We start from the raw sequence: 22,494 nt of genomic DNA on the forward strand, positions 1-22,494 counted from the left end.
TATCTGATCTCTTCTTCGTATTCCGCACATCGATTCACACCGACGTAAGCGGCTCACGTGCCCGTGTAGTCAACCACACGAACGCGTGGTGCTTCTCTGCAGCAGTTGTCGTCCCTGGTCGCCCGTGCACCGTTGACGGTCGCGATCAGGCACGGTTCGAAACCCTGCCACCCCCGGCGGCGCGTGAGATGAACACCAGAGGTCAGCATCGGTTTCTTCGTACCGTCCAATCAAGATCTGTACACAGGCCCGTCTGCGTATCGGCCCAGCCGCGCCCAGCGTTACCAAACACACAGATTCGGCTGTGACAACTTCGCGAACGATCAGGGACCGGTGGCCGGCATCCCGGTGTACGGCGGCTTCTTCGGCTCGGGAACCGGCAGGCCGCAGCGCTTGAGGTCATAGAGCGGCACCCGGTCGATCCGGTACTTCGTGAAGTCATACGCGTGGACCAGGTTGGACAGGAACCGCCGCGGGGTCATCTCGCCGCGCACCGAGTTGAGCATCGACTCGGTGGCCGGGCACTCCAGCGCGGCCTCCGCCTGGGCGATCCATTCCTCGTCCAGATAGGCCGGGATGTAGGGCCGGGTCTTGAGGAACGGCCCCTCGGCCACCGCCCAATCCGGAAAGAGGTTCTTGTCGTGGCCGATTCGGCCATCGGTCAACCGCTGGGTGTGCATGGCCAGCGGATTCGTCAAGCCGATCTGGTCGATGACCCGGACGTCCAACCCGACGTTCATGCCCAGCATGCCCATGTTGGTGAAGAACACGGTGTGCGGCGTTTTCAGTGCCCGACGCTGCGACTCGGACAGACCGGGGGGCGGCGGGTAGGCCGGTACGACGTCCCATACGTCGTAGTTGCCCGACGGCAGCAGCAGTGCCCCGTCAGGGGTGTTCTCGATCGCGGTCAGCACGGCCCGCATGCGCGGGTAATCCAGGTAGTCGGCGGCGGTCAACGGGTGCGCGTGACCCGTGGCCTGCGAGTAGAACCGGCGCTCGTCGACGATGCCCGAGTAGGTGACCCGCGTCCCGTCGGCACCCAGACCGGGCGAGTTCGCGGCCCAGATCGACCAACCCACCACCGCGGCCCACAGCACGCTGGTGGCCGCGGCCAGCAGGTAACCCGTCTCCCTGGTGAACTTCGTACCGTCGGGCAGCACCACGGGGATCACCGCGACGGGCATCAGCATGCAGAACAGCGGCGTCAGCAACACCCGGCCGTGCATGAAATCGCCGCCCTGGCGCACCCAGTAGAGCGCTTGCAGCACCCCGCTGACGAACATGAAAAGCACCACGGCAGCCGGACTTTGGACGGTCCGGGCCAGCCAGCCGTAGCCGCGGGGCACCTGGTGGCGCACCCACCACGGCCGGGTCCTGGTGGCCAGCAGGACCACCCCGAGTGCGGCCAGCAGCATCACCGGCACCCACAGCAGGTACGGCTGGTTGAAATTGGTCAGGTAGGTCAGGCCCTGGGCCCACTTGGAGCCCGAGGCGTCCTTGGCCACCGCGGTGCCCGGCACCAGCAGTCCGTAGTAGCCCATCCGGAAGATCTGGTAGGCGACCGGCAGCAGCCCACCGGCCACCACGATCAGGACCCGGCGGCGCCACCCACGTGCCGCGACCAGCATCATGACCAGCGCGCCCACACCGATCAGCGCGAGCTCGGGTCGGACCAGCACACTGAGCCCGGCGACGGCGGCCAGAGCCCCTTCGAAGTACTTGCCGGACACGGGTTTCGGTCGCCGCAGAGCCTGCGACCAGCACACCATCATCCACCACAACAAGCCCAAATAGGCCAGCACCAAACCGTTTTCAAGTCCCGAGGTGGCGAAGTCGCGCGCCGGGGGGACCGCGATGTAGACCAGCGCGCCTGCGGGCAGCAGCAGGGCGCGGCGGCCCTGCAGGCTCGGTGCGTACAACCGGCCGGTGCCGAGCATCGCCAGCACGATGCCGAGCACGCTCAGCGCCAGCGCCAGCGCCAGGGCCACGTACTCCATCCGGACCGGGCCGCCCAGCCAGGCGCCCAGTGTCACCAGGTAGGTCCACACCGTGGAGGTGTTGGCTTCGATCCGCTCACCCGCATTGAAGACCGGGCCATTGCCCGCCAACAGGTTTCGCACCGTCCGCAGCACGATGAGGCCGTCGTCGGCAATCCAGCGGCGCTGCCAGGCACCCCAGCCGAACAACGCGGCCGTCACCACCACGCTCACCCACAGGCTGATCCGCACCGTGGCGTCATACGGAAACACCGGCCAGCGCGCCGCCAACCGGTCACCCACGCCACCTGCCAGGCGGCGCAGCGTGATCCGGTCAGCTGAAGTAGATGGCAGCACCGATGGTTCCGATCCACGCCAGGAACAGGATCTGCAGAACTCGGTCTTTCAGTGCGATCTCCTCTGGCTCACCGGCGATGCCACCATCGATGTCCACCGCATAACGCAGGATCGCGATCGTGAACGGAACCATGGTGATCGCGTACCACGAGGCGTCCTGGCCGTCGAGCCCCAGGGGGTCATTGGCGCTGTCGCGCCCGAACGCCCACAGGCCGTAGCAGAGCACCATCGCGGTGGCCGACAACGTCCACACGAATCGCAGGTAGCTACTCGTGTACCGCTCCAGCGACTTGCGGATCTTGGCGCCGGTGCGCTCGGCCAATTGCAGCTCGGCATAACGTTTTCCGGCCGCCATGAACAGCGAGCCGAAAGCCATCACCAGCAGGAACCATTGCGACAACGGGATGTCGGCGGCCACACCACCGGCGATCGCGCGCAACAAGAACCCCGACGACACGATGCAGATGTCCAGCACGGCCTGGTGTTTGAGCCCGAAGCAGTACGCCAGCTGGATGGCGATGTACACCGCCATCACCACGGCCAGATTCGGGGTCAGCAACCACGAGATGCCGATCGAGGCCACCCCGAGCACGACCGCCAACGTGTAGGCCAGCGATTCCGGGACCACCCCGGCGGCGATGGGCCGGAACCGTTTCGTCGGGTGGGCGCGGTCGGCCTCGACGTCGCGTGCGTCGTTGACCAGATAGATCGATGAGGCGGCCAGACAGAACACCACGAACGCGATCGACACCTTGTAGGCGAGATCGGCGTAGTTGTACTCGATTCCACTGCCGACGGCCGCCAGCGGGGCAGCCAGCACCAGCAGGTTCTTGATCCACTGGCGTGGACGGATCGCCTTGATCAGCCCGGAGGCCAGGTTCTTCGGCGGGCCGAGTTCCGGCAGCGCTTCCTCACTCATTTGGCCACGGTCTCCTTCGGCCCAACACCGGCAGTTTTTCCGACCACAGAACCCACCACCGTCCCGACGGCCACGCCGGTCAGCACGTCGGTGGGATAGTGCACACCCAACACCAGGCGCGACAGCGCCATCGGCACCACCAGCGCCGCCCGCACCGGCAGACCTGTCGTCCGGGCCAGCAACACGGCGGCCGCGGCGGTCGAGGTGGCATGCGCCGACGGGAAACTCAGCCGGCTCGGCGTCCCGACGTTCACGGCGATGTCGGGATGATGTGGCCGCTCCCGGCGCACCACCCGTTTGATCAGAACCGCGGCGGCATGGGCGGCAAAGGCACCGATGCCAACCGCCAACCATGACTTGCGCTTGGCCGGCTGGGCCAGCGCGCCGGCGGCCGCGAGCCCCAGCCAACCCAGACTGTGCTCGCCGAAATGCGACAGCGCACGCGCACCGGTCAGCACGCCCGGCCGGGTGGCCAGGGCAGACTGCACGGCAACCAACACGGCGTCCTCGCCGCGCGGGGCATCGGTCATGTCAGTTTTTCTCCGCCGACTCTGTCAGCAACACCGTCTCCCACTTCTGGGTGCTGGTCAGCACCGGCAGCGCCTCACGATAGACCTTGCGCATCCGGTCGAACTGACGGACCACACGTAATTGCTGGCGCAGCGAGGCCCGGAGCAGCGCGAACATCTTGGCGCGGTCGCGCTGCCGGTACACCACACCACGCCCATCTGCGGTGGTGACGGTGACCCCGTCGGCCCGGCACAGCGAGAACCAGCGCGCATCCTGGGTGGCCACGTTGATCTGTGGCCGGACATGGGTTTCCGGATCGTGCCGGCGCATCTGGTGGACGACGCCGCGGGCCAGGTTCACCAAGATGGCCGGCTTGGACACCGGGATGCGGATCCTCTTGCGCTTGAGATCCGAGGCCGGTGGCAGCTCGGTGGCGCCGCCCAACACCACGGCGTCAGGGAACTGCTGGCGCATCGCGCGGATGTCGGGCAGCGCCGATTCCAGGATGGAGAAGATGTGTTCCGGGCCGGCCAGGAAGTCCTCCATGGCCCGGTTCTGAATGGCGACCGTCGAATATTCAAGGCACAGCAGGTGTTTGAAGGTCGCCTTGAGGTGGCTGGCCAGCAGCCCGCGCGCGTCGCCGTCCCAGTGCACAGCAGAGACCACCAACCGGTTGCGCAGGTGGAAGTAGGCCTGCCAGTCGATCGCGTCGTCCTTGTCGCTCCAGGCCATGTGCCAGATCGCCGCACCGGGCAGGGTGACCGTGCGATAGCCGTGCTCGGCGGCGCGCAGGCCGTATTCAACGTCGTCCCACTTGATGAACAGCGGCAGCGGCTGGCCGAGTTCCTCGGCGACCTGCCGCGGGATCATGCACATCCACCAGCCGTTGAAGTCCACGTCGATGCGGCGGTGCAGCAGCTTGCTGCGGTCCGAATCGGTGTCATCGAGGGCGTGCTTGGCGAAGTCGTGGTCGTACTCGGCGTTGGGGGCGGCCGACCACATGAAGTTCGTGCGGTCGACCATCTCGCCCATGATGTGCAGGTGCGAGGGTTCCTGCAGATTGAGCATCTGGCCGCCGACCAGGATGGGTTCCTTGGCGAACCGGTTCATGGCCAGGGCCCGCAGGATCGAATCGGGTTCGATGCGGATGTCGTCGTCCATGAACAGGATCTGTTCACAGTCGGTGTTCTTCAGCGCCTCGTACATCACCCGGCTGTAGCCGCCGGAACCGCCGAGGTTGGGCTGGTTGTGAATGGAGAGGCGGTCACCCAGGCCCGCCGCGGCGGCCTCGAAACCGGGATGATCCTTCGCCTTGCTCGTGCCCTGGTCGGACACGATGACCGCGCTGATCACCTCGTCCACCAGCGGATCCGAGGTCAGCGCGGCCAGGGCGTTGACACAGTCGGAGGGCCGGTTGAAGGTCGGGATGCCGACGGCCACATTGGCCCGGCCCGGCGCGGGCGTCGGGGCGTACCAACCGGCGCTGTGCACCCGCACCGCGGTGTCGGAGGTGATGTCGAACCAGATCCAGCCGCCGTCTTCGAACGGTGCCAGGTCGATCTCGAATTCGACCGCAGCGGGCTCGGAGGAGTCACCGCTGGAGACGGGGGCGCCGCCGACGGTGATGCGGGCACCCGTGGCCTTGGAGCGGTAGACGTCGACGCGGGCCGTGCCGGTCAGCTCGACGCGCAGGACCACCGACTTCAATGTCGACCACCGGCGCCAGTAGCTGGCCGGGAACGCGTTGAAGTAGGTGGCGAACGAGATCCCGGACTCGGTGGCGATCTCGAGGGTCGTGCGGGTGGGCGCATGTGCCCGGCGGGCATTGGTCGGGTCGTCGACGAGGTAGAGCTTGCGGACGTCGAGCGGCTCGCCCGGTCGCGGCAGGATGACGCGGGCCAGCAGACTGACGGCCCGCGACTCTCCGGCGTCGAGTGCGCCGGATGGGATGTCACTCATGCTTTGCTGCTTTCCTCTTCGGTAGCCAGCGGCGCACCGTCGGACAGGTGCGGTGCCAGGGTGTTGTCGTACATGTTGAGTGCGCTGGCGATGGCCATGTGCATGTCAAGGTACTGATAGGTGCCCAGCCTGCCACCGAAAAGCACCTTCGCCGTGGCGGTCTCGGCCTTGGCGCGGGCCCGGTAGGAGGCCAGCAGGGCGCGATCGGCTTCGGTGTTGATCGGGTAATACGGCTCGTCGTCCTCTTTGGCGAACCGCGAGTATTCCCGCATGATCACGGTCTTGTCGGCCGGGTATTCCCGCTCCGGGTGGAAATGGCGGAACTCGTGGATCCGGGTGTAGTCCACGTCGGCGTCGTTGTAGTTCATCACCGGGGTGCCCTGAAAGTCTCCGGTGCTCAGCACCTCGAGTTCGAAATCCAGTGTGCGCCAGCCCAACCTGCCTTCGGAATAGTCGAAGTAGCGGTCGAGCGGGCCGGTGTAGACCACCGGCGCGTCCGGATTGGCCGCGCGCAGGCCGTCGCGGACGTCGAACCAATCGGTGTCCAACCGCACCTCGATGCGATCGTCGGCGGCCATGTTCTCCAGCCAGGCGGTGTATCCGTCGACCGGCAGGCCCTCGTACTTGTCGTTGAAGTAGCGGTTGTCGAACGTGTAGCGCACCGGCAGTCGGGTGATGTTGGCAGCGGGCAGTTCCTTCGGGTCGGTCTGCCACTGCTTGGCCGTGTAGTCCTTCACGAACGCCTCGTAGAGCGGGCGCCCGATCAGCGAGATGGCCTTCTCCTCGAAGTTGGCCGCCTCGTGGCCGGCGATCTCGCTGGCCTGGTCGGCGATCAGGGCGCGAGCCTCATCCGGGGTGAAGTAACGGCCGAAGAACTGAGAGACCAGACCGAGGCCCATCGGGAACTGGTAGGCCTGGCCGTTGTGCATCGCGAAAACCCGGTGCTGATAGCCCGTGAAGTCGGTGAACTGCCGCACGTAATCCCACACCCGCTGATTGGAGGTGTGGAACAGGTGGGCGCCGTACTTGTGGACTTCGATACCGGTCTGCGGTTCGGCTTCCGAGTAGGCGTTACCACCGATATGCGGGCGGCGTTCTATAACGAGCACGCGCTTGCCGAGTTGCGTCGCCACGCGCTCAGCGATCGTCAGACCGAAGAAACCGGAGCCGACGACGAATAAGTCGAAATGTCCGCTGGACTGGTCTGCAGCGACCCGGGGAGATAAGGACGTCATCGGCAGCCAGGGTATCCGACCGCGCCCCCCTGCCCCGAATTCGGCGAAGGAGCCAGATCGCAATTCGCTCACGATTCAATATCGTCACTTTAGACCCACGAGTCACAGCTTTAACATCGATCTCGTTGGCACTCATGGACTTCACCGCATCGGATTCCGGATGCCGACGCAGCAAGAGGAAAGCACCACCCTGCAACCCGAAGTGCAGTCCTTGCAGTAAACATATTGAGGAGACTTCCGTGCCGAACCGTCGTCGACGCAAGCTCTCGACAGCCATGAGCGCAGTCGCCGCAGTGGCAGTCGCAAGTCCAGTCGCCCTAGTTGCCGTATCGCAGCTTTCCCCCGCGCCCCAAGAACGCGAGTTCACCCAGGCCGCACTGGTCACCGACCTCCCCGGCGAACTGATGTCCGCGCTGTCACAGGGGCTGTCCCAGTTCGGCATCAACCTGCCGCCGATGCCGACCGGTCTGCTGACCGGCTCGTCGCCGACGCCGACGCTGGGCTCACCCACCCTGACCTCGCCGGGCCTGGCCTCCCCGGGCCTGACCGCGCCGGGCCTGACCGCGCCGGGTATGCCGAGCCAGGGCTTGACCGCGCCCGGACTGACTTCTCCCGACGCGGCACTGACCAGCCCCAACGGACTGGCCCCCACCGCAGGCTCGCCGACCGGGGCGTTGCCCTCGGCGACCGGGTCCCTCACCGATCCGGCGCTCACCCCGGCGGGCGCAGGGTCACTGACCGACCCGGCGCTGACCCCGCCGGCCACCGGTGGACTGACCGACCCGGCAAGCTCGCTGACCAACCCGGCGCTCACCCCGCCGGCCACCGGCGGGCTGACGACGTCGCCCACCTCATTGGGCGGCACCGGCCTGACCACCTCCCCGGTGGGCCTCGACCCGTCACTTTCGGGCGGCCTGCCCGCCCCGGGTGAGGTGCCGATCTCGGCCCCGATCGGGCTCGATCCAGCCGCGGGCACCTACCCGCTGCTGGGCGCCGATCCGTCGCTGTCCGCGATGCCCGCCACCAGCAGCGGTGGCGGCGGCCTGTTCGGCGACCTGTCGAGCGCCGCCAACCAGCTCGGTGCAGGCCAGGCGATCGACCTGCTCAAGGGCATGGTGATGCCGGCGATCACCTCGGCGATGAAGCCGCCGGTGCCCGCACCGCCGGCACCCGCCCCGGCGCCCGTGCCGCCGCCCGCATAACAGGACCCGGTTAGAAGAACGGCACCGCAGAAGCCATCTGGCTCTGCGGTGCCGTTGCGTGGAGCGTGTCGAACCATCCGTAACACCAGGCTCATACGTAACATCAGTCCGTGCAGTCCCGCCGTTCCGCTCCGTCGATACTCTTCACCGCCCTTGCGGCGACGGTCGTGATCGTGCCCTGGGCGATCAGCGGCACCGATTCTGGCAAACAGTCCGATACCGCTGAGACTGCACCAATACTCACACAGCAATCTCTCGAAAACCTTGCCGTCGGCGAGAGCATCCGCGAGATCCATCAGGACACCCCGTTCTCGATGGTCGCGCTCACCTCGCCGGACCTGCGCGGCACGTCCGCCCGGGTCCGCGCCCGCAAGGACGACGGAAGCTGGGGCCCTTGGTACCAGGCCGAGAATCTCGACGGCGTCGGCGCCGACACCGCAGGCCCACGCGGCACCGAACCGGTGTTCGTCGGGCGCACCAACACCGTGCAGATCGCCGTCACCCGCGCACCGCGGGCACCCGCGGCACCGCCCGGGAAACCCGGGAAGCCCGGCGCGGCACAGCCCGCACTCGGCTACATCCCCGCCAACGTCCAGGCGCCCATCGGTCAGAACGTGACCGCAGTACTGATCACCCCGCCGCAGGCACCTGCCGACGTCCGGCCACTGCCGACCGCCGCCATCAACCCCGGCCAACCGCCGACCATCATCAACCGCGCCCAGTGGGGCGCCAACGAGTCGATGCGGTGCGGAAACACCGTGTACGACAAGGGTATTCGCGCCGGCATCGTGCACCACACGGCGGGCAGCAACGAGTATGCCCCCGAGGACTCGGCAGGCATCGTCCGGTCGATCTACGAGTACCACACCCGTGAGCTGGGCTGGTGCGACATCGCCTACAACGCCATGGTGGACAAGTACGGGCAGGTTTTCGAGGGCCGCGCCGGCGGGATGGACAAGCCCGTCGAGGGGTCCCACACCGGCGGCTTCAACATCGACACCTGGGGCGTGGCGATGATGGGCGACTTCGACGTCGTACCGCCCACCGAGATCCAGGTGCGCAACACCGGCCGCCTCCTGGGCTGGCGGCTCGGGCTCAATCACGTCGATCCGCACGGCACCGTCGTACTCACCTCCGCAGGCGGGTCTTTCACCCACTTCCCACGCGGAGCCACCCCGACCCTGCCGACGATCTTCACCCACCGCGACGTCGGCATCACCGATTGCCCCGGCAACGCCGCCTACGCCCAGATGGGCCACATCCGCGACATCGCCGCCCGGTTCAATCAGCCTCCCGGGCCCGCGGACCTGGCCGACCAGATGCGCGGCGGCGCGATCTACAACCGCTGGCAGGCCGAAGGCGGGGCGGCCGGCCTGCTGGGCAACCCGACCTCACCCGAGACCGTAGGCAAAGGGAGCGCCCGGTACGCGACATTCGAGCGCGGCGCCGTCTACTGGTCACCCGACAGCGGCGCCCAACCCGTCACCGGGGCCATCTACGAGGCCTGGGGAACACTGGGCTTCGAGCGCGGGGTGCTGGGGCTGCCGACCAGCGCCGAAATCCCCGAGCCCCAGTGGATCGTGCAGAACTTCCAGCACGGCACACTGAACTTCGACCGCGAGAAAGGCACTGTGACCCGCGTGGTCGACGGTGTGCCCGTGGAACTGCCCCCGCCGTCACCCGATCAGCAGCCCGTGCAGCTGGAGCGCTTCACCCCCATCACCTGAGCGCCCGAGGCGTCTCAGGACCACCAGCGTTCCAGCACCCGGGCCACCCCGTCCTCGCGGTTGGTCACGGTCACCTCGTCGGCCGCGTCCACCGCGGCAGGGTGGGCATTGCCCATCGCCACCCCGCGCTGCGCCCAGCTCAGCATCGGGATGTCGTTGGGCATGTCGCCGAAGGTCACGATGTCGGCGGCAGTGAGCCCCAGCGGAGCGGCCAGCTCTTCGACGCCGGTGGCCTTGCTGATGCCCAGCGGCACCACCTCGATCAGCCCGTTGTTGGTCGAGTAGGTGATATCACCTTGGAGCCCAACGTGTTTGAGGAGTTCAGCGGCCATGTCAGCACTGCGCGCACCGGCCTTGCGGATGAGCAGTTTGACCGCCGGGGCGCTCAGCAGATCCTCGACCGACACCTCGGTGTTGTCCGGGTTGAGCCAGGCATGCTCGTAGCCCGGTGAACTGACGAACTGCGGGGTCGCGGCATCATGCGCGGACGAGCCCACCCGCTCCACCGCCAAGCCCGCGCCGGGAATGACCCGGGTGGCGATCTCGGCGAGCTCACCGAGCACCTCGGCCGACAGCGTGTGCGCCGAGATGATGCGGTCGGTCGACGGGTCGTAGATCACGGCCCCGTTGGCGCAGACCGCCATCGGCGCCAGCCCCAGACCGTCGACCACCGGCGCGATCCACCGCGGCGGGCGCCCGGTGGCCAGCACGAAATTCGCCCCCGCCTCGACCGCGGCCTGTACCGCCGCCCGGGTGCGCGGCGTGACCTTCTCGTCCTCGTCGAGCAGCGTTCCGTCCACGTCGGTGGCGATCAGCCCCGGCGCCCACTCGACGCTCACCTGCTGCTCTTCGCTTCACGCTCGGCACGCTTGCGCGCGCGTTCAGCCAACTCGGCCTCGTCGAGCCGCTTGGCCTCCTGGAGCGTCGGAGCCGTCCCACCCAGCCGGCGCGGCACCCAATGCGCCCCGGCCGGGGCCGGGTAGTCCCGCTGGGCCCGGGTCAGCAGCGAGGACATCCCTGCCCGGAGCGACTCATCGAGCTGGGCAACGGTACCCGTGGGCACAATCGGTGCACCGATCTGAACAGTGACAGGAATATTCTTGCGCCCCAATGCTTTCGGATGATCTTTGGTCCAGATGCGGTGCGCACCCCAGACGATCAGCGGAACGATCGGCACGCCGGCTTCCAACGCCATCCGGGCCGCACCCGTCTTGAAGTCCTTGAGTTCGAAGCTGCGGCTGATCGTCGCCTCCGGATACACCCCGACCAACTCGCCTCGGCGCAACGCCTCCACCGCCACGGCGTAGGCCCCGGCGCCTGCCCTACGGTCCACCGGGATCGTCCCGGTGTGCCTGATCAAATAGTGGACCACCTTCACCTGGTCCATCTCCGCCTTGATCATGAACCGCAACCGCCGGCCACGCTCGGTGGCCGCCAGGCCGGCCGGAAGGAAATCCACGTAGCTCGTGTGGTTGATGGCCACGACGGCACCACCCTTGGCGGGCAGATTCTCCAACCCACCGAAGGTGATCCGAGTCCCGGTGGCCCGTACCGCGAGCCTGGCGGCAATCTCCAAACTTCGGAAAACCGGTTCCATACGCGTCTTACCCCGAGGCCCCGGTGGGTCCAGAAGCCTCAGAAGGCCCAGAAGGGCCGTCCAACACGCGCCTGGCCGCCTTCGCGGCCGCTTCCTCGGCATCCATCCGGTTGGCCTCGGCCAACGTCGGCGCCGAACCGCCCAGGCGGTGCGGTACCCAGAACTCGCCAGGAGGATACGGACCATAGGTGTCCTGAACCTCAGCCAGCAGGTGCTGCATGCGTGAATGCAGCAGCGCGGTCAGCTCGGTTGCGGGCAGGGTCGGCTGAATCGGCTCGCCGACCGCGATCGAGATCGGCACCTTCGGCCGATACAAATTCTTCGGATGGCCCTTGGTCCAGATGCGCTGGGCACCCCACACGATGTGCGGCACGATCGGCACCCCGGCCTCGATCGCCATCCGGGCCGCACCGGACTTGAAATCCTTGATCTCGAAGCTGCGGCTGATCGTCGCCTCCGGGTACACCCCGACCAGTTCCCCGGCCTTGAGGTAGTCGACCGCCGCCTCAAATGACGCCGCACCACTGTCCCGGTCGACCTCGATATGCCGCAGGCTGCGCATGATCGGGCCGGTGACCTTGTTGTCGAAGACTTCCTTCTTTGCCATGAACCGCACCTTGCGGCCCCGCTTCTGCAGGTAGGCCGGCAAGCCGGCGAACGTGAAGTCGAAGTAGCTGGTGTGGTTGATGGCCACCACCGCGCCGCCGGTGACCGGGAGGTTCTCCACCCCGGTCACGGTGAACTTCAGCCCCTGCAGCCGCCAGGCCATTCGAGCGAGTTTTATGACAGTCCCGTACACCGGTTCCACGTAGCCAGCCTAATCCCAGCCCGTATCTGCGCGTCACCCAACTCGGGCTAGGCTGGGCGGGCATCGAAGTACTCCATCGAAAGGCCGTTTGTGCAGGTCACCAGCGTCGGGCATGCCGGCTTCCTGATCGAGACCAAGGCTGGCAGCATTTTGTGCGACCCCTGGGTCAATCCCGCCTACTTCGCCTCGTGGTTCCCGTTCCCGGACAACAGCCAATTGGACTGGGCAGCGCTTGGCGACGTGGACTACCTCTACGTGTCGCACCTGCACAAGGACCACTTCGACCCGGAGAACCTGCGCCGCCACGTCAACAAGGACGCGGTGGTGTTGCTGCCCGACTTCCCGGTGCCCGACCTGCAACGCGAACTCCAGGCGCTGGGCTTCCACCGGTTCTTCGAGACCACCGATTCGGTGAAGCACACCGTCAGCGGCCCCAAGGGCGACCTCGATGTGATGATCATCGCGCTGCGCGCACCCGCCGACGGCCCGATCGGTGACTCAGGTCTGGTGGTGGACGACGGCGAGACCGTCGCATTCAACATGAACGACGCACGTCCGGTGGATCTCGAGATGTTGCATGCCGACTTCGGTCAGGTCGACGTGCACATGCTGCAGTATTCGGGCGCCATCTGGTACCCGATGGTCTACGACATGCCCGCGCGCGCCAAGGAAGCCTTCGGTATCCAGAAGCGCCAGCGCCAGATGGACCGGTGCCGCCAATACATCGCACAGGTCGGGGCAACGTGGGTGATCCCCTCGGCCGGGCCGCCCTGTTTCCTGGATGCCGAGCTGCGCGATCTCAACGACGATCACGGCGATCCGGCGAACATTTTCCCCGACCAGGTGGTGTTCCTGGACCAGATGCGCCGCCACGGCCACGACGGCGGCCTGCTGATGCTCCCCGGCAGCACCGCGGATTTCGCGGGATCCCAACTGAACTCGCTGACCCACCCGGTCGAGGATCCCGAGACGATCTTCACCACCGGAAAAGCCGCGTACATCGAGGACTACGCACAACGGATGGCCCCGGTGCTGGCCGCGGAAAAGGCCTCCTGGGCCCCGGCAGCCGGAGAGCCCCTGCTGCCCGCGCTGCGGGCACTGTTCGAGCCGATCATGAGCCAGACCGACCAGATCTGCGACGGCATCGGCTACCCGGTCGAACTGCGCCTGTCGGGCCCCGGCCACAACGAGACCGTGGTGCTGGATTTCCCGAAACGTCTTGTGCGCGAACCCATCGCGGATGAGAAGTTCCGCTACGGTTTCGCCATCCCACCCGAGCTGGTGCGCACCGTGCTGCGCGACAACGAGCCGGACTGGGTCAACACGATCTTCCTGTCCACCCGCTTCGCGGCCTGGCGCGTGGGCGGGTACAACGAGTACCTCTACACGTTCTTCAAGTGCCTGACCGACGAGCGCATCGCCTACGCCGACGGCTGGTTCGCCGAGGCGCACGACGACTCTTCCTCGATCACCCTGGACGGCTTCGAAATCCAGCGCCGGTGCCCGCATCTCAAGGCCGATCTGTCGAAGTTCGGTGTGGTGGAAGGTAAGACACTCACCTGCAATCTGCACGGCTGGCAGTGGAACCTGGAGAACGGCAAATGCCTGACCACCAAGGGCCACGAGTTGCGGTGCTCACGCGCATGAGTGCCCCGCGCCAGTACTACGACGACGGCCTGATCCAGCTGGATCGCGAGGCGATCACGTTGCGGCGCTACCATTTCCCGTCGGGAACCTCGAAGGTGATCCCGTTGCGGGACATCCGCTCGTACCGGGCCGAGTCACTCGGGCTGGCCCTCAACCGGTTCCGCATCTGGGGCAGTTCGGACCTGCGCCGCTGGATGCCACTGGACGTGTGGCGGCCGATCAAGTCGACGCTGATCACCTTGAAGGTCAACGGGACTCGCCCCGATCCGGCGTTCACCCCGCAGCGCCCCGCCGAGTTGATCGCGCTACTCGACGAACTGCTCGGCAGTTAACGCGCTGAGACCACCTGCCGCAGTTCAGAAGCCGCACTGGACGCACTGTCGTACACCCGGACGATCGCCTCATCTCCAGGCTTGAGGAAGGTGGACTCACCGAGCGGCGTGTAGCGGGTGGCGCCGATGCCGATCAGCACGTTCTCCGGATGCCCGCTGGCCACCATCAAGGCGCCGACATCTTCCAAAGGTGTGTCCGCCGAACCCTTCTGGTTGGCCAGCCGCTCGACGATCCAGTCCAGCAGCACCTCGCCGTAGTACGAGTAGCCCACCAGCGGCGAATCCACGCCGTATGCGTGCTGCTCGCCGTCGTTCTCGCTCAGGTAGCAGACCAGCCGCATCGTCGCGGTAGGGCCGTCCGGGGTCAGATCACTGATCTCGAAGAATTGCGGCGCAACACCTTTGGAGGCGGGGCCCCAGTTCTTCTTGTGGCTGATCTTCGGTGCACCCGGTCGGCGGATCGAGCAGTCGTTGAATGCGCCGAGGGCGAACGGCTCCAGCCGCACCACGGTGTCGCCGTTCCACACCACGTGGCAGGCCACCCCGACCTCGGGCTCGATCTGCAGGTTGAGCGGGCCCTCAACTTCCCCGGGCTCGGGCAGCAAGATGGCATCGCTGGACAGCGGGAACTCGCCCAGAAAATCATCGCGGCCGGGCGCGTACCACGGGAAGACGCCCTTGGGCGCATACCCTTCGGTGACCACCTTGACGAAATCCCCGGCCTCTCCGGCCTGTTCGAGATGGCCCGCGAAATTTCCGGCCACACCGAAGCCGAACCAATTACGCACCTCGCCAAGGTCGATATCGATCATGGCTGCAACCCTACTGTGACCGCGACAAGCCGGAAACAAGTCGCACTTAAGTCGGCGCGCCCAGGCTGTGCACCAAGACATCCGATCCGCCAACCCCGGATCCGCAGAACCCGAGGAGCACCGCCGTGTCCACCACCGTCACAGTCGAACCCCGCAAATCCGGCGATCCCGCGCCCGACCTGCTGGGTATCACCCTCGCGCACCGCGCGATGCTGGCCGATCTGACCCGCCTGACCGAGCTGGCCACGGCGGTGCGGGACCGGGATGTGATTTGCACTCCCGGCCGTGCCCGGGCCATTTCGCGATACCTGGAATGGCTGTGCGATTCCATTCACCATCACCACACCATCGAGGACACCGTGTTGTGGCCGGTGGTCCAGGCCAGCGTGGGCAGTCATGTCGACCTGAGCGAGCTGACCGACGACCACGCCGCCCTCGACCCGAGGCTGGACCAGCTGCGGGCCCGCGCCGCGGCGTTCCGGCTGTCGATGGGTGACCGCCAGATCGCCGGCGTGATGGCCCTTGAGCTGGCCGAACTCTCGACATCGCTGACCGAGCACATCAACGACGAGGAACTGGAGGTGTTCCCCTTGATCGCCGAGCACGTCTCGGTGGCGGACTGGGAGTCGGTGGAGCGGGCCGCCCGTGACGGCAGCCGCATGTCGTTCGACGGTCCACGCTCGCTGGCGGCGATGACCGACGAGGAACGTTCGACACTGGCGCAGCACGCCGGGATCGGGCTGCGGATCCTGCTGTCGGTGTTGCGGCTGGTACACCGGCGGCGGGAACGGGCAGTGTTCGGCGTGAGCCGATGATCCGGCACCGCCGCAGTCAGTCGATGAAGGCCCGGGCCTGTTCGGCCAACCGGTCCCGCAACGCCGCAGCGGCCTGGCGGTAGCCGCGCGCCACCTCCGGACGTCCCAGCGCGTCGGCGGCGGCGGCCAGCGCCTCGTCCACCGGGCCCACCATCAGCCCGTCGACGCCGAGCCCGGCGATCCGGCCGGAGTACGCACCCAGATCGGCTGCCCGCGCCCGGGCCTCGTCGAGGTCGCCGAGTGCCACCGCCGCGTTGACGCGCAGCACGGTGAACGGCAGCCAGAAATACGCTCGCTCGATCGGTTGGCGGGCCTGCCACAGTTCCCGAGCTTCAGCGTCACGACCGCGTGCGATCAGCGCCAGCACCGCGGCGTCCAGCGCGGCGACCGACACCTCCCGGTAGAAGAACACCAGTTCGTCGGCCAGCAGGCCCAGATCTCCGAGACAGAACTCACCCGTCACGCGTCCGACCATCGCCAGCTTGGCCCCGTTCGCGGCACCGTTCTCCACCATGCGCGCGGCCAGGTCGGTGTAGGCGCTCACCGCGTCGTCCAAGCGTCCCGCCAGCAGGTGCATCCGGGCCCGGAACAGCCCGAGCACGCCGAGAAGGTGCACGAGTTGCCCGGTGCCGGCGCGGGCCACCGCGATGTCCACGTGTCGTTTCGCCGTCGCCAGATCGCAGCGGTGACCGGCCGCCAGTGACAGCAGCCAGTGCGCCACCGCTTGATAGTCGGCCTGCTCGGTGGCCTCCGCGGTCCGCAGCAGTTCAGCTGCGGTCGAATCCCGTTCGGCGTCGAGGTCGGGTCCCAACGCGCAGTAGGCACGGACGTTCAGCGCAGTGCACAGCAGCCGGCCCGACGCTGCCGGGTCCGCGGCGTAGGCCTGCCGCGCCAGCTCCAGCAGTTCGGTGCTGGCGGCCAGCGCCCCGTCCGGGTCGGTGCCCTCCAGTTCCACGTACAGCGCCTTGAGCAGCCGGATCCGGTCGGCCACCGCGAGTTCGGTGGGCTGTCCGCTTCCCCCGGCCAGCACCCGGCGCAGCAGCCCGATCATGTGGGTGTCGGATTCGTCGTATTCGCGGTCCCGCCACACCAACGGGGTGTCCCAGGCGGTGAGCACCCGGACGATCAGGTCGTCGCGCGACTTCCCGGTCAGCAGTTGCAGCGCGGCCTTCATCTCGATGCGCGCCGCGACCGCGTCGCCGGACTGCGCGAGCGCGGAGATCAGCCCGCACCGGGCGTCGATCTCGCGCTCGAGGCCGTCGGCCAAGGGCGCCAACCGCCGACCGCCCACCAGCTCGAGCATCTGCACGGCGGCCCGCCACTGCCGGGCGGCTTCGGTGTACGCGCCGACCGAATCCGCCTCGCGCGCCGCCTCGGTGGCGAAAGCGGCAGCGGTCAACGAGGTTTCGGCTGTCGCGGCGGCAACGGCGTGGTTCGCCAGGGCAGCCGGATCGACCGACCTCGCCGGTGCGCGCAGCAGTTCCAACGCGGCCGCGTGCAATCGGGTCCGGCGCAGCTTCGAGGTGTCCTCGTAGAGGGTGTCGCGGACCAGTGCGTGGGCGAACCGTAACCGGCCGGGTTCGGGCTCGTCGAGCAGGCCCAGCAGGACGGCGGGCTCCAGCGCGTCGAGCAGGTCGTCGGGGTCGATGCGGCCGAGTTCGGAGAGCAGGTCGACGTCGATGTCGCGGCCCAGCACGGCGGCCTGGCGCAGTGCGGTGACGGTCGGCCCCGGAAGTCGGGCCAGCCTGCGCCGCAACACATCTCGCACCCCGACGGGCACCGAGGCCCACACCGCATCGGTCCCTTCGGCGGCCATCAGCCGGGCCAGTTCCCGGATGAACAGCGGGTTGCCGCCCGTCCGCTCGCGCAGCAACCGCAGCGCCTCGCCACTGGCGGCGGCCAGCCCGCAATCGGCGGCCAGCGCCGCGGTGGCCGCCGCATCCAGCCCACCCAGCATCAGGTGTGCCGCGGTGTGCACCGTCAGCGCCGCCCGGGCCACTTCCAGCTCGCCGCGGTCCTCCGAGGGCCGATAGGTACCGATGACCAGCACCCGAAGGTCCTTGATCCGGTCGGCCACCAGTCGCAGCAGCTCCAACGTCAGCCCGTCGGTCCGGTGCAGGTCGTCGAGCACAACGGCCAGCGGTTGCTGCGCGGCGACCGCGCTCAGCACGTCGGCCACCGCATGCCCGAGCCAGAACGTGCCGGGCTCGACCACGGCGCCGTCGTGCAGCAACGGAGCCAGCGTCTGCCGGTCGTCCAGTGAGCCGGCGGGGTCGACGAGTTCTCGCAACACCTCGGTCCACGCCCACCCGGCCGGCGCGCCGTGCACCTCTGGACAACGGCCGAGCACCGTCCGCCAGCCCGCCGCGCGCAACCGGCTCGTCGCGGCGGCCGCCAGCGTGGTCTTGCCCGAGCCCGCTTCGCCTGCGATCCACAGCACCGAGCTACCGCCGGCGGCGACCGCGCTTGCGGCCGAGTCGATCTCGGCGAGTTCCTCGGCCCGGCCATAGGCGCCGGCCTCGATGCGGTCGGGAGGTGCCATCTCCGGTATCGCCGGCTGCGGGAGCGTCCGTGACGGCTCCAGGTGGTCGGCCTGACACAAGATGTCGCGTTCGAGATCGCGCAGCGCGCGGCCGGGTTCCAGCCCCAGCTCATCCACCAGGTGGTCCCGGGTGCGCCGCAACACCTCCAGGGCATCGGTCTGACGTCCGGTCCGGTACAAGGCGGTGGCCAGCACCGCGGCGGCGCCCTCGCGACCGGGGTGCTCGCGGACGTGGCGCTCCAGCGCGGCGACGACGGTGCCGTACCGGCCGAGTTCCACCTGGGCACCGGCCTGCGCCTCCACCGCCGAGAGCCGCAGTTCGGTCAGCCTGGCCACCTCCGGTGCGGCCCACAACGCGTCGCCCGCGCCGGCGAACGGATCACCCGACCAACCGGCCAGCGCCAGTTCGAGCCCCCGGACCCGCTGCTGTGGATCCGATTCTTCATATGCCGCAGTGACCCTGGCTTCGAACTGCCAGGCGTCGACCGCATCGACCGGCAGTCGCAGGCAATATCCGGGCGCGGCGCTGACCAGGATGCGGGCCGGGGCCCGCCGCGGCCGGTCCGGCTCCAGCCCGCGCCGCAGATGCGACACATAGACCTGCAGCGCCGACAACGCCTTGGGTGGCGGCTCCCCCTCCCAGAGGTCGTCGATGAGCCGATCGACCGACACCGTGTGGCCGTGTGCGACCACCAACCGCGCCAGCAGCGCCCGCTGCAGCCGGGCGCCGAGATCCACCGGATCGTCGCCGACCCAGGCCTGTACCGGGCCGAGCACTTTCACCCGCACCGGGCTGTCCGCAGTCATGGCCGCGGTGTGGTGCTTACCGGGGTTCCAGCACCGGGGTGCCGACGAACGGCACCAGCGCGTCGGGGATGCGGACGCTGCCGTCGGGTTGCTGGTGGTTCTCCAGGATCGCCACCAGCCAGCGGGTGGTACCGAGCGTGCCGTTGAGGGTCGCGGCGATCTGCGGCTTGCCGTTCTCGTCGCGGTAGCGCGTGGCCAAACGCCTGGCCTGGAACGTCGTGCAGTTCGAGGTGGAGGTGAGTTCCCGGTAGGTCTGCTGGGTGGGGACCCACGCCTCGCAGTCGTACTTGCGCGCCGCCGAGGAGCCGAGATCTCCTGCGGCGACGTCGATCACGCGGTAGGGCACCTCGATGGCCGCCAGCATCTGGCGCTGCCAGCCCAGGAGCTTCTGGTGCTCGGCCTCGGCGTCTTCGGGCTTGCAGTAGACGAAGCCCTCGACCTTGTCGAACTGATGCACCCGGATGATGCCGCGGGTGTCCTTGCCGTAGCTGCCCGCCTCGCGCCGGAAGCACGACGACCAGCCGGCGTACCGCTTGGGTCCTGCGGACAGGTCGAGGATCTCGCCCGAGTGGTAGCCCGCCAGCGGCACCTCCGAGGTGCCGACCAGGTACAGGTCGTCGGCCTCGAGGCGGTAGATCTCGTCGGCGTGGGCGCCGAGGAATCCGGTGCCCGCCATGACTTCTGGGCGCACCAGCACCGGCGGGATCATCAGCGTGAACCCGTTCTGCACCGCCACCTGGGTGGCCAGCTGCAACAGGCCCAGTTGCAGCAGCGCACCGTGGCCGGTGAGGAAGTAGAACCGCGAACCCGACACCTTGGCGCCGCGTTCCATGTCGATCAGCCCGAGCGCCTCGCCCAGCTCGAGGTGGTCTTTCGGGTTGTCGATGGCCCGGGGTTCACCGACTGTGTCGAGCACCACGAAGTCGTCCTCGCCGCCGGCCGGCACCCCGTCGATGATCACGTTGCCGATCGCCATGTGGGCAGCCGTGAAGGCGCTCTCGGCCTCGGCCTGTGCGGCCTCTGCGGCCTTGACCTGCTCGGCCAGGTCCTTGGCCTGTTGCAGCAGCGCCGGCCGCTCCTCAGGTGTCGCCTTGCCCACCAGCTTGCTGGCCGCCTTCTGCTCGGCGCGCAGGTTGTCGGCCGCCGAGATCGCGGCCCGCCGCGCCGTATCGGCCTGCAACAGCGCGTCGACGCGCGCCGGGTCTTCTCCGCGAGCCCGTTGCGATGCACGGACGGTGTCGGGACTGTCGCGCAGCAGCTTGAGGTCGATCACGGGCGCAACCCTACTTTTTGAAGTGCGGCGACGTACATCTGAGGTGGTCGGTCGAGATGTATCCGAGCGACGCCGTCCACCTGGCCCCGACCGCCGGGCACAACCACGCAACATTACAACCGCATCAGTTGTCACAGGTGCTGACACGCCTGTCACAATGGGGGGCAATGTTGGAACCATCCGAGCACCCCGAGAACCCCGACGGTGGGGTCCTGCTCGCCGAACCGCCGCCGGACGAACATCCTGCGCGGGACCGGTGGTGGCAGAGTCTGGCAGCCGCGTCGACACGACGCGCGCTGCTGTTGACCGCGCTCGGCGCCTTGCTCATCGCGGGGCTGATCACCGCGTTGCCCCGTAGCGAGGGGTCTAACTCCGGCGGAACCATCGCGTTGGGTCCGCGTGGCAACGACACGTTCAATCACGTCAAGCGCGGCGACTGCCTGAACTGGCCCGGCCGCAACCCGGACGCCGCGCACATCGTCGACTGCAAGGACAACCACCGTTTCGAGGTGGCCCAATCGGTGGACATGCGCACATTCCCGGGCAGTGAATACGCTCCCGGCGCGCCGCCACCGTCGGTGGACCGGATCAAGCAGATCAGCCAGGAGCAGTGCACTCCGTCGGTGCGCAGTTACCTGGGCCCGAAGTACGACCCGAACGGCAAGTACACGATCGGCCTGCTGTGGTCCGGCGAGAAGGCCTGGAAGCAGTCCGGTGAGCGCCGCATGTTGTGCGGCCTGCAGTTGCTCGGCCCTGGTGACAGCCAGTTGGAGTCCGCGGGCAAGGTGTCCGAAGTCGATCAATCGAAGGTGTGGGCCGCGGGCACCTGCCTCGGCATCGACGCCGCCACCAATCAGCCCACCGATGTCCCGGTCGATTGCGCGGCACCGCACGCGATGGAGGTCACCGGCGCGGTGAACCTCGGCGAGAAGTTTCCCGGCGGGCTGCCGTCAGAGGGCGACCAGGACAACTTCATCAAGAACACCTGCACTGAGCAGACCGATGCCTACCTGGCCCCGGTTCAGTTGCGCACCACCACGTTGGCCTTGAGTTACAGCACCATCTCGCTGCCGAGCTGGTCGGCAGGCAGCCGTCAGGTGTCGTGCAGCATCGGTGCCACTTTGGGCAACGGCGGCTGGTCGACATTGGTCAACAGCGCCAAGGGGCCGTTGATGATCAACGGGCAGCCCCCGGTCGCACCGCCCGACATCCCGGAGGAGCGGCTCAACATGGAGCCCATCCCGATGCCGGATGTCGATGAGCCGTCGTCGTCCTCTTCGAGCTCGGGTTCGTCCGGCTCCTCGGGCTCGTCAGGTTCGAGTTCGTCGGGCTCGTCAGGTTCGAGTTCGTCGTCGGGGTCCTCCAGCTCCTCTGGTTCGTCGAGCTCATCAGACTCGTCGGGCTCGTCGTCGAGCGGCCAGCACATGCCACAGGCCGCGACCACGGCGGCACCGCCGCCCGAACAGGCCCCGGCGCCGGCTCCGGCCCCCGAGCAGGCTCCGCCACCGGTTCCCGACGGCGGACCACCGCCTCCCGGGCCGCCGCCGGGCGAGCCGGTGCCCGTACCACCGGGGCCGTAACCCGTGCCGGTGCGGATGAGCTCGCAGCGGTTCGACGAGTTGGTATCCGACGCCCTCGACCTGATCCCGCCGCGATTGGCTGCCGCGATCGACAACGTCGTGATCCTGGTCGAGGATCGTGATCCCGACGAGCCCGAGATCCTCGGCCTGTACCGGGGAGTCGCGCTGACCGAGCGGGATTCCTGGTACGCCGGGTCGTTGCCGGACACCATCACGATCTACCGCGAGGCCCTACTCGATTTCTGTGACAGCGAGGCCGCCGTGGTCGACGAGGTGGCGATCACGGTGATCCACGAGATCGCGCACCATTTCGGGATCGACGACGAGCGGCTCCACGAATTGGGTTGGGGCTAGGGCCCGACAGACCCGCGCGGCAACCACGTTTTGTCGGCCCGC

At 67.9% G+C, this 22,494-nt stretch carries 18 protein-coding genes; 7 read left to right on the top strand and 11 right to left on the bottom strand.

What is annotated here, in order from left to right; genetic code table 11:
* Positions 1-323 precede the first annotated feature (323 nt).
* From aftB to glf, 5 genes are read right to left on the bottom strand one after another with little or no spacing between them, the layout of a single operon-like run.
* Positions 324-2,333 carry a terminal beta-(1->2)-arabinofuranosyltransferase gene (gene aftB / locus BKG60_RS03310; RefSeq protein WP_374243103.1) on the bottom strand — a complete coding sequence of 670 codons (2,010 nt, stop codon included), beginning with the start codon at positions 2,331-2,333 and terminating at the stop codon, positions 324-326.
* The gene (locus tag BKG60_RS03315) at positions 2,311-3,252 is read right to left on the bottom strand and encodes a decaprenyl-phosphate phosphoribosyltransferase (protein WP_070186661.1); all 942 of its coding nucleotides are present in this window, start codon (positions 3,250-3,252) and stop codon (positions 2,311-2,313) included. Before BKG60_RS03315 ends, aftB begins: the two co-directional genes overlap by 23 nt.
* Positions 3,249-3,782 (bottom strand): phosphatase PAP2 family protein, encoded by a 534-nt coding sequence (locus BKG60_RS03320; RefSeq protein WP_070186660.1) that lies wholly within the window; start codon positions 3,780-3,782, stop codon positions 3,249-3,251. Before BKG60_RS03320 ends, BKG60_RS03315 begins: the two co-directional genes overlap by 4 nt.
* A 1-nt stretch (position 3,783) precedes the next feature.
* Positions 3,784-5,721 carry a glycosyltransferase gene (locus tag BKG60_RS03325; protein ID WP_070186659.1) on the bottom strand — a complete coding sequence of 646 codons (1,938 nt, stop codon included), beginning with the start codon at positions 5,719-5,721 and terminating at the stop codon, positions 3,784-3,786.
* Positions 5,718-6,956: a UDP-galactopyranose mutase gene (glf, locus tag BKG60_RS03330; RefSeq protein ID WP_070186658.1), complete on the bottom strand. Its 1,239-nt coding sequence runs from the start codon at positions 6,954-6,956 to the stop codon at positions 5,718-5,720. The genes BKG60_RS03325 and glf overlap by 4 nt, the downstream gene beginning before the upstream one ends.
* Before the next feature lie 239 nt (positions 6,957-7,195).
* Here glf and BKG60_RS03335 point away from each other — a divergent pair, with 239 nt between their 5' ends.
* The gene (locus tag BKG60_RS03335) at positions 7,196-8,158 is read left to right on the top strand and encodes a hypothetical protein (RefSeq protein WP_070186657.1); all 963 of its coding nucleotides are present in this window, start codon (positions 7,196-7,198) and stop codon (positions 8,156-8,158) included.
* A gap of 110 nt (positions 8,159-8,268) precedes the next feature.
* Positions 8,269-9,885: an N-acetylmuramoyl-L-alanine amidase gene (locus BKG60_RS03340; protein WP_070186656.1), complete on the top strand. Its 1,617-nt coding sequence runs from the start codon at positions 8,269-8,271 to the stop codon at positions 9,883-9,885.
* Positions 9,886-9,899: 14 nt separating this feature from the next.
* Here the strand turns inward: BKG60_RS03340 and BKG60_RS03345 are convergent, their stop codons facing one another.
* Genes BKG60_RS03345 through BKG60_RS03355 form a run of 3 tightly spaced genes read right to left on the bottom strand, consistent with a single transcriptional unit; the run spans position 9,900 to position 12,290 of the window.
* Positions 9,900-10,724: a Cof-type HAD-IIB family hydrolase gene (locus BKG60_RS03345; RefSeq protein WP_070186655.1), complete on the bottom strand. Its 825-nt coding sequence runs from the start codon at positions 10,722-10,724 to the stop codon at positions 9,900-9,902.
* Positions 10,721-11,482 (bottom strand): lysophospholipid acyltransferase family protein, encoded by a 762-nt coding sequence (locus tag BKG60_RS03350; protein WP_070186654.1) that lies wholly within the window; start codon positions 11,480-11,482, stop codon positions 10,721-10,723. The genes BKG60_RS03345 and BKG60_RS03350 overlap by 4 nt, the downstream gene beginning before the upstream one ends.
* A gap of 7 nt (positions 11,483-11,489) precedes the next feature.
* Positions 11,490-12,290 (bottom strand): lysophospholipid acyltransferase family protein, encoded by an 801-nt coding sequence (locus tag BKG60_RS03355; protein WP_070186653.1) that lies wholly within the window; start codon positions 12,288-12,290, stop codon positions 11,490-11,492.
* A 90-nt stretch (positions 12,291-12,380) separates the two neighbouring features.
* Here BKG60_RS03355 and BKG60_RS03360 point away from each other — a divergent pair, with 90 nt between their 5' ends.
* Together BKG60_RS03360 and BKG60_RS03365 are read left to right on the top strand one after the other, a co-directional pair.
* Positions 12,381-13,937 carry an MBL fold metallo-hydrolase gene (locus BKG60_RS03360; RefSeq protein ID WP_075909218.1) on the top strand — a complete coding sequence of 519 codons (1,557 nt, stop codon included), beginning with the start codon at positions 12,381-12,383 and terminating at the stop codon, positions 13,935-13,937.
* Positions 13,934-14,269, top strand: coding sequence for a hypothetical protein (locus BKG60_RS03365; protein ID WP_070186651.1), 336 nt, complete (start codon positions 13,934-13,936; stop codon positions 14,267-14,269). Before BKG60_RS03360 ends, BKG60_RS03365 begins: the two co-directional genes overlap by 4 nt.
* Here the strand turns inward: BKG60_RS03365 and BKG60_RS03370 are convergent.
* Positions 14,266-15,081, bottom strand: coding sequence for a DUF5718 family protein (locus tag BKG60_RS03370; RefSeq protein WP_075909219.1), 816 nt, complete (start codon positions 15,079-15,081; stop codon positions 14,266-14,268). The two genes, BKG60_RS03365 and BKG60_RS03370, sit on opposite strands and share 4 nt — an antisense overlap.
* Positions 15,082-15,206: 125 nt before the next feature.
* On the opposite strand from BKG60_RS03370, the gene BKG60_RS03375 reads away from it, so the two are divergent.
* The gene (locus BKG60_RS03375) at positions 15,207-15,896 is read left to right on the top strand and encodes a hemerythrin domain-containing protein (RefSeq protein WP_075909220.1); all 690 of its coding nucleotides are present in this window, start codon (positions 15,207-15,209) and stop codon (positions 15,894-15,896) included.
* 16 nt (positions 15,897-15,912) lie between these two features.
* On the opposite strand, the gene BKG60_RS03380 is transcribed toward BKG60_RS03375, so the two are convergent.
* Both BKG60_RS03380 and serS read right to left on the bottom strand, forming a co-directional pair.
* On the bottom strand, positions 15,913-19,245 hold the full coding sequence (locus tag BKG60_RS03380; RefSeq protein ID WP_075909221.1) for an ATP-binding protein: 3,333 nt from the start codon (positions 19,243-19,245) through the stop codon (positions 15,913-15,915).
* A gap of 16 nt (positions 19,246-19,261) precedes the next feature.
* Complete coding sequence (serS, locus tag BKG60_RS03385) at positions 19,262-20,518, bottom strand: serine--tRNA ligase (protein WP_075909222.1); 1,257 nt, start codon at positions 20,516-20,518, stop codon at positions 19,262-19,264.
* Positions 20,519-20,685: 167 nt separating this feature from the next.
* On the opposite strand from serS, the gene BKG60_RS03390 reads away from it, so the two are divergent.
* Complete coding sequence (locus BKG60_RS03390) at positions 20,686-22,098, top strand: septum formation family protein (protein ID WP_083650225.1); 1,413 nt, start codon at positions 20,686-20,688, stop codon at positions 22,096-22,098.
* Positions 22,099-22,101: 3 nt separating this feature from the next.
* Complete coding sequence (locus BKG60_RS03395; protein WP_075909223.1) at positions 22,102-22,452, top strand: metallopeptidase family protein; 351 nt, start codon at positions 22,102-22,104, stop codon at positions 22,450-22,452.
* The last annotated feature ends 42 nt before the right edge of the window (positions 22,453-22,494 follow it).

Origin of the sequence: Mycobacterium syngnathidarum (assembly GCF_001942625.1) — a bacterium.
Taxonomy (GTDB): Bacteria; Actinomycetota; Actinomycetes; order Mycobacteriales; family Mycobacteriaceae; genus Mycobacterium; species Mycobacterium syngnathidarum.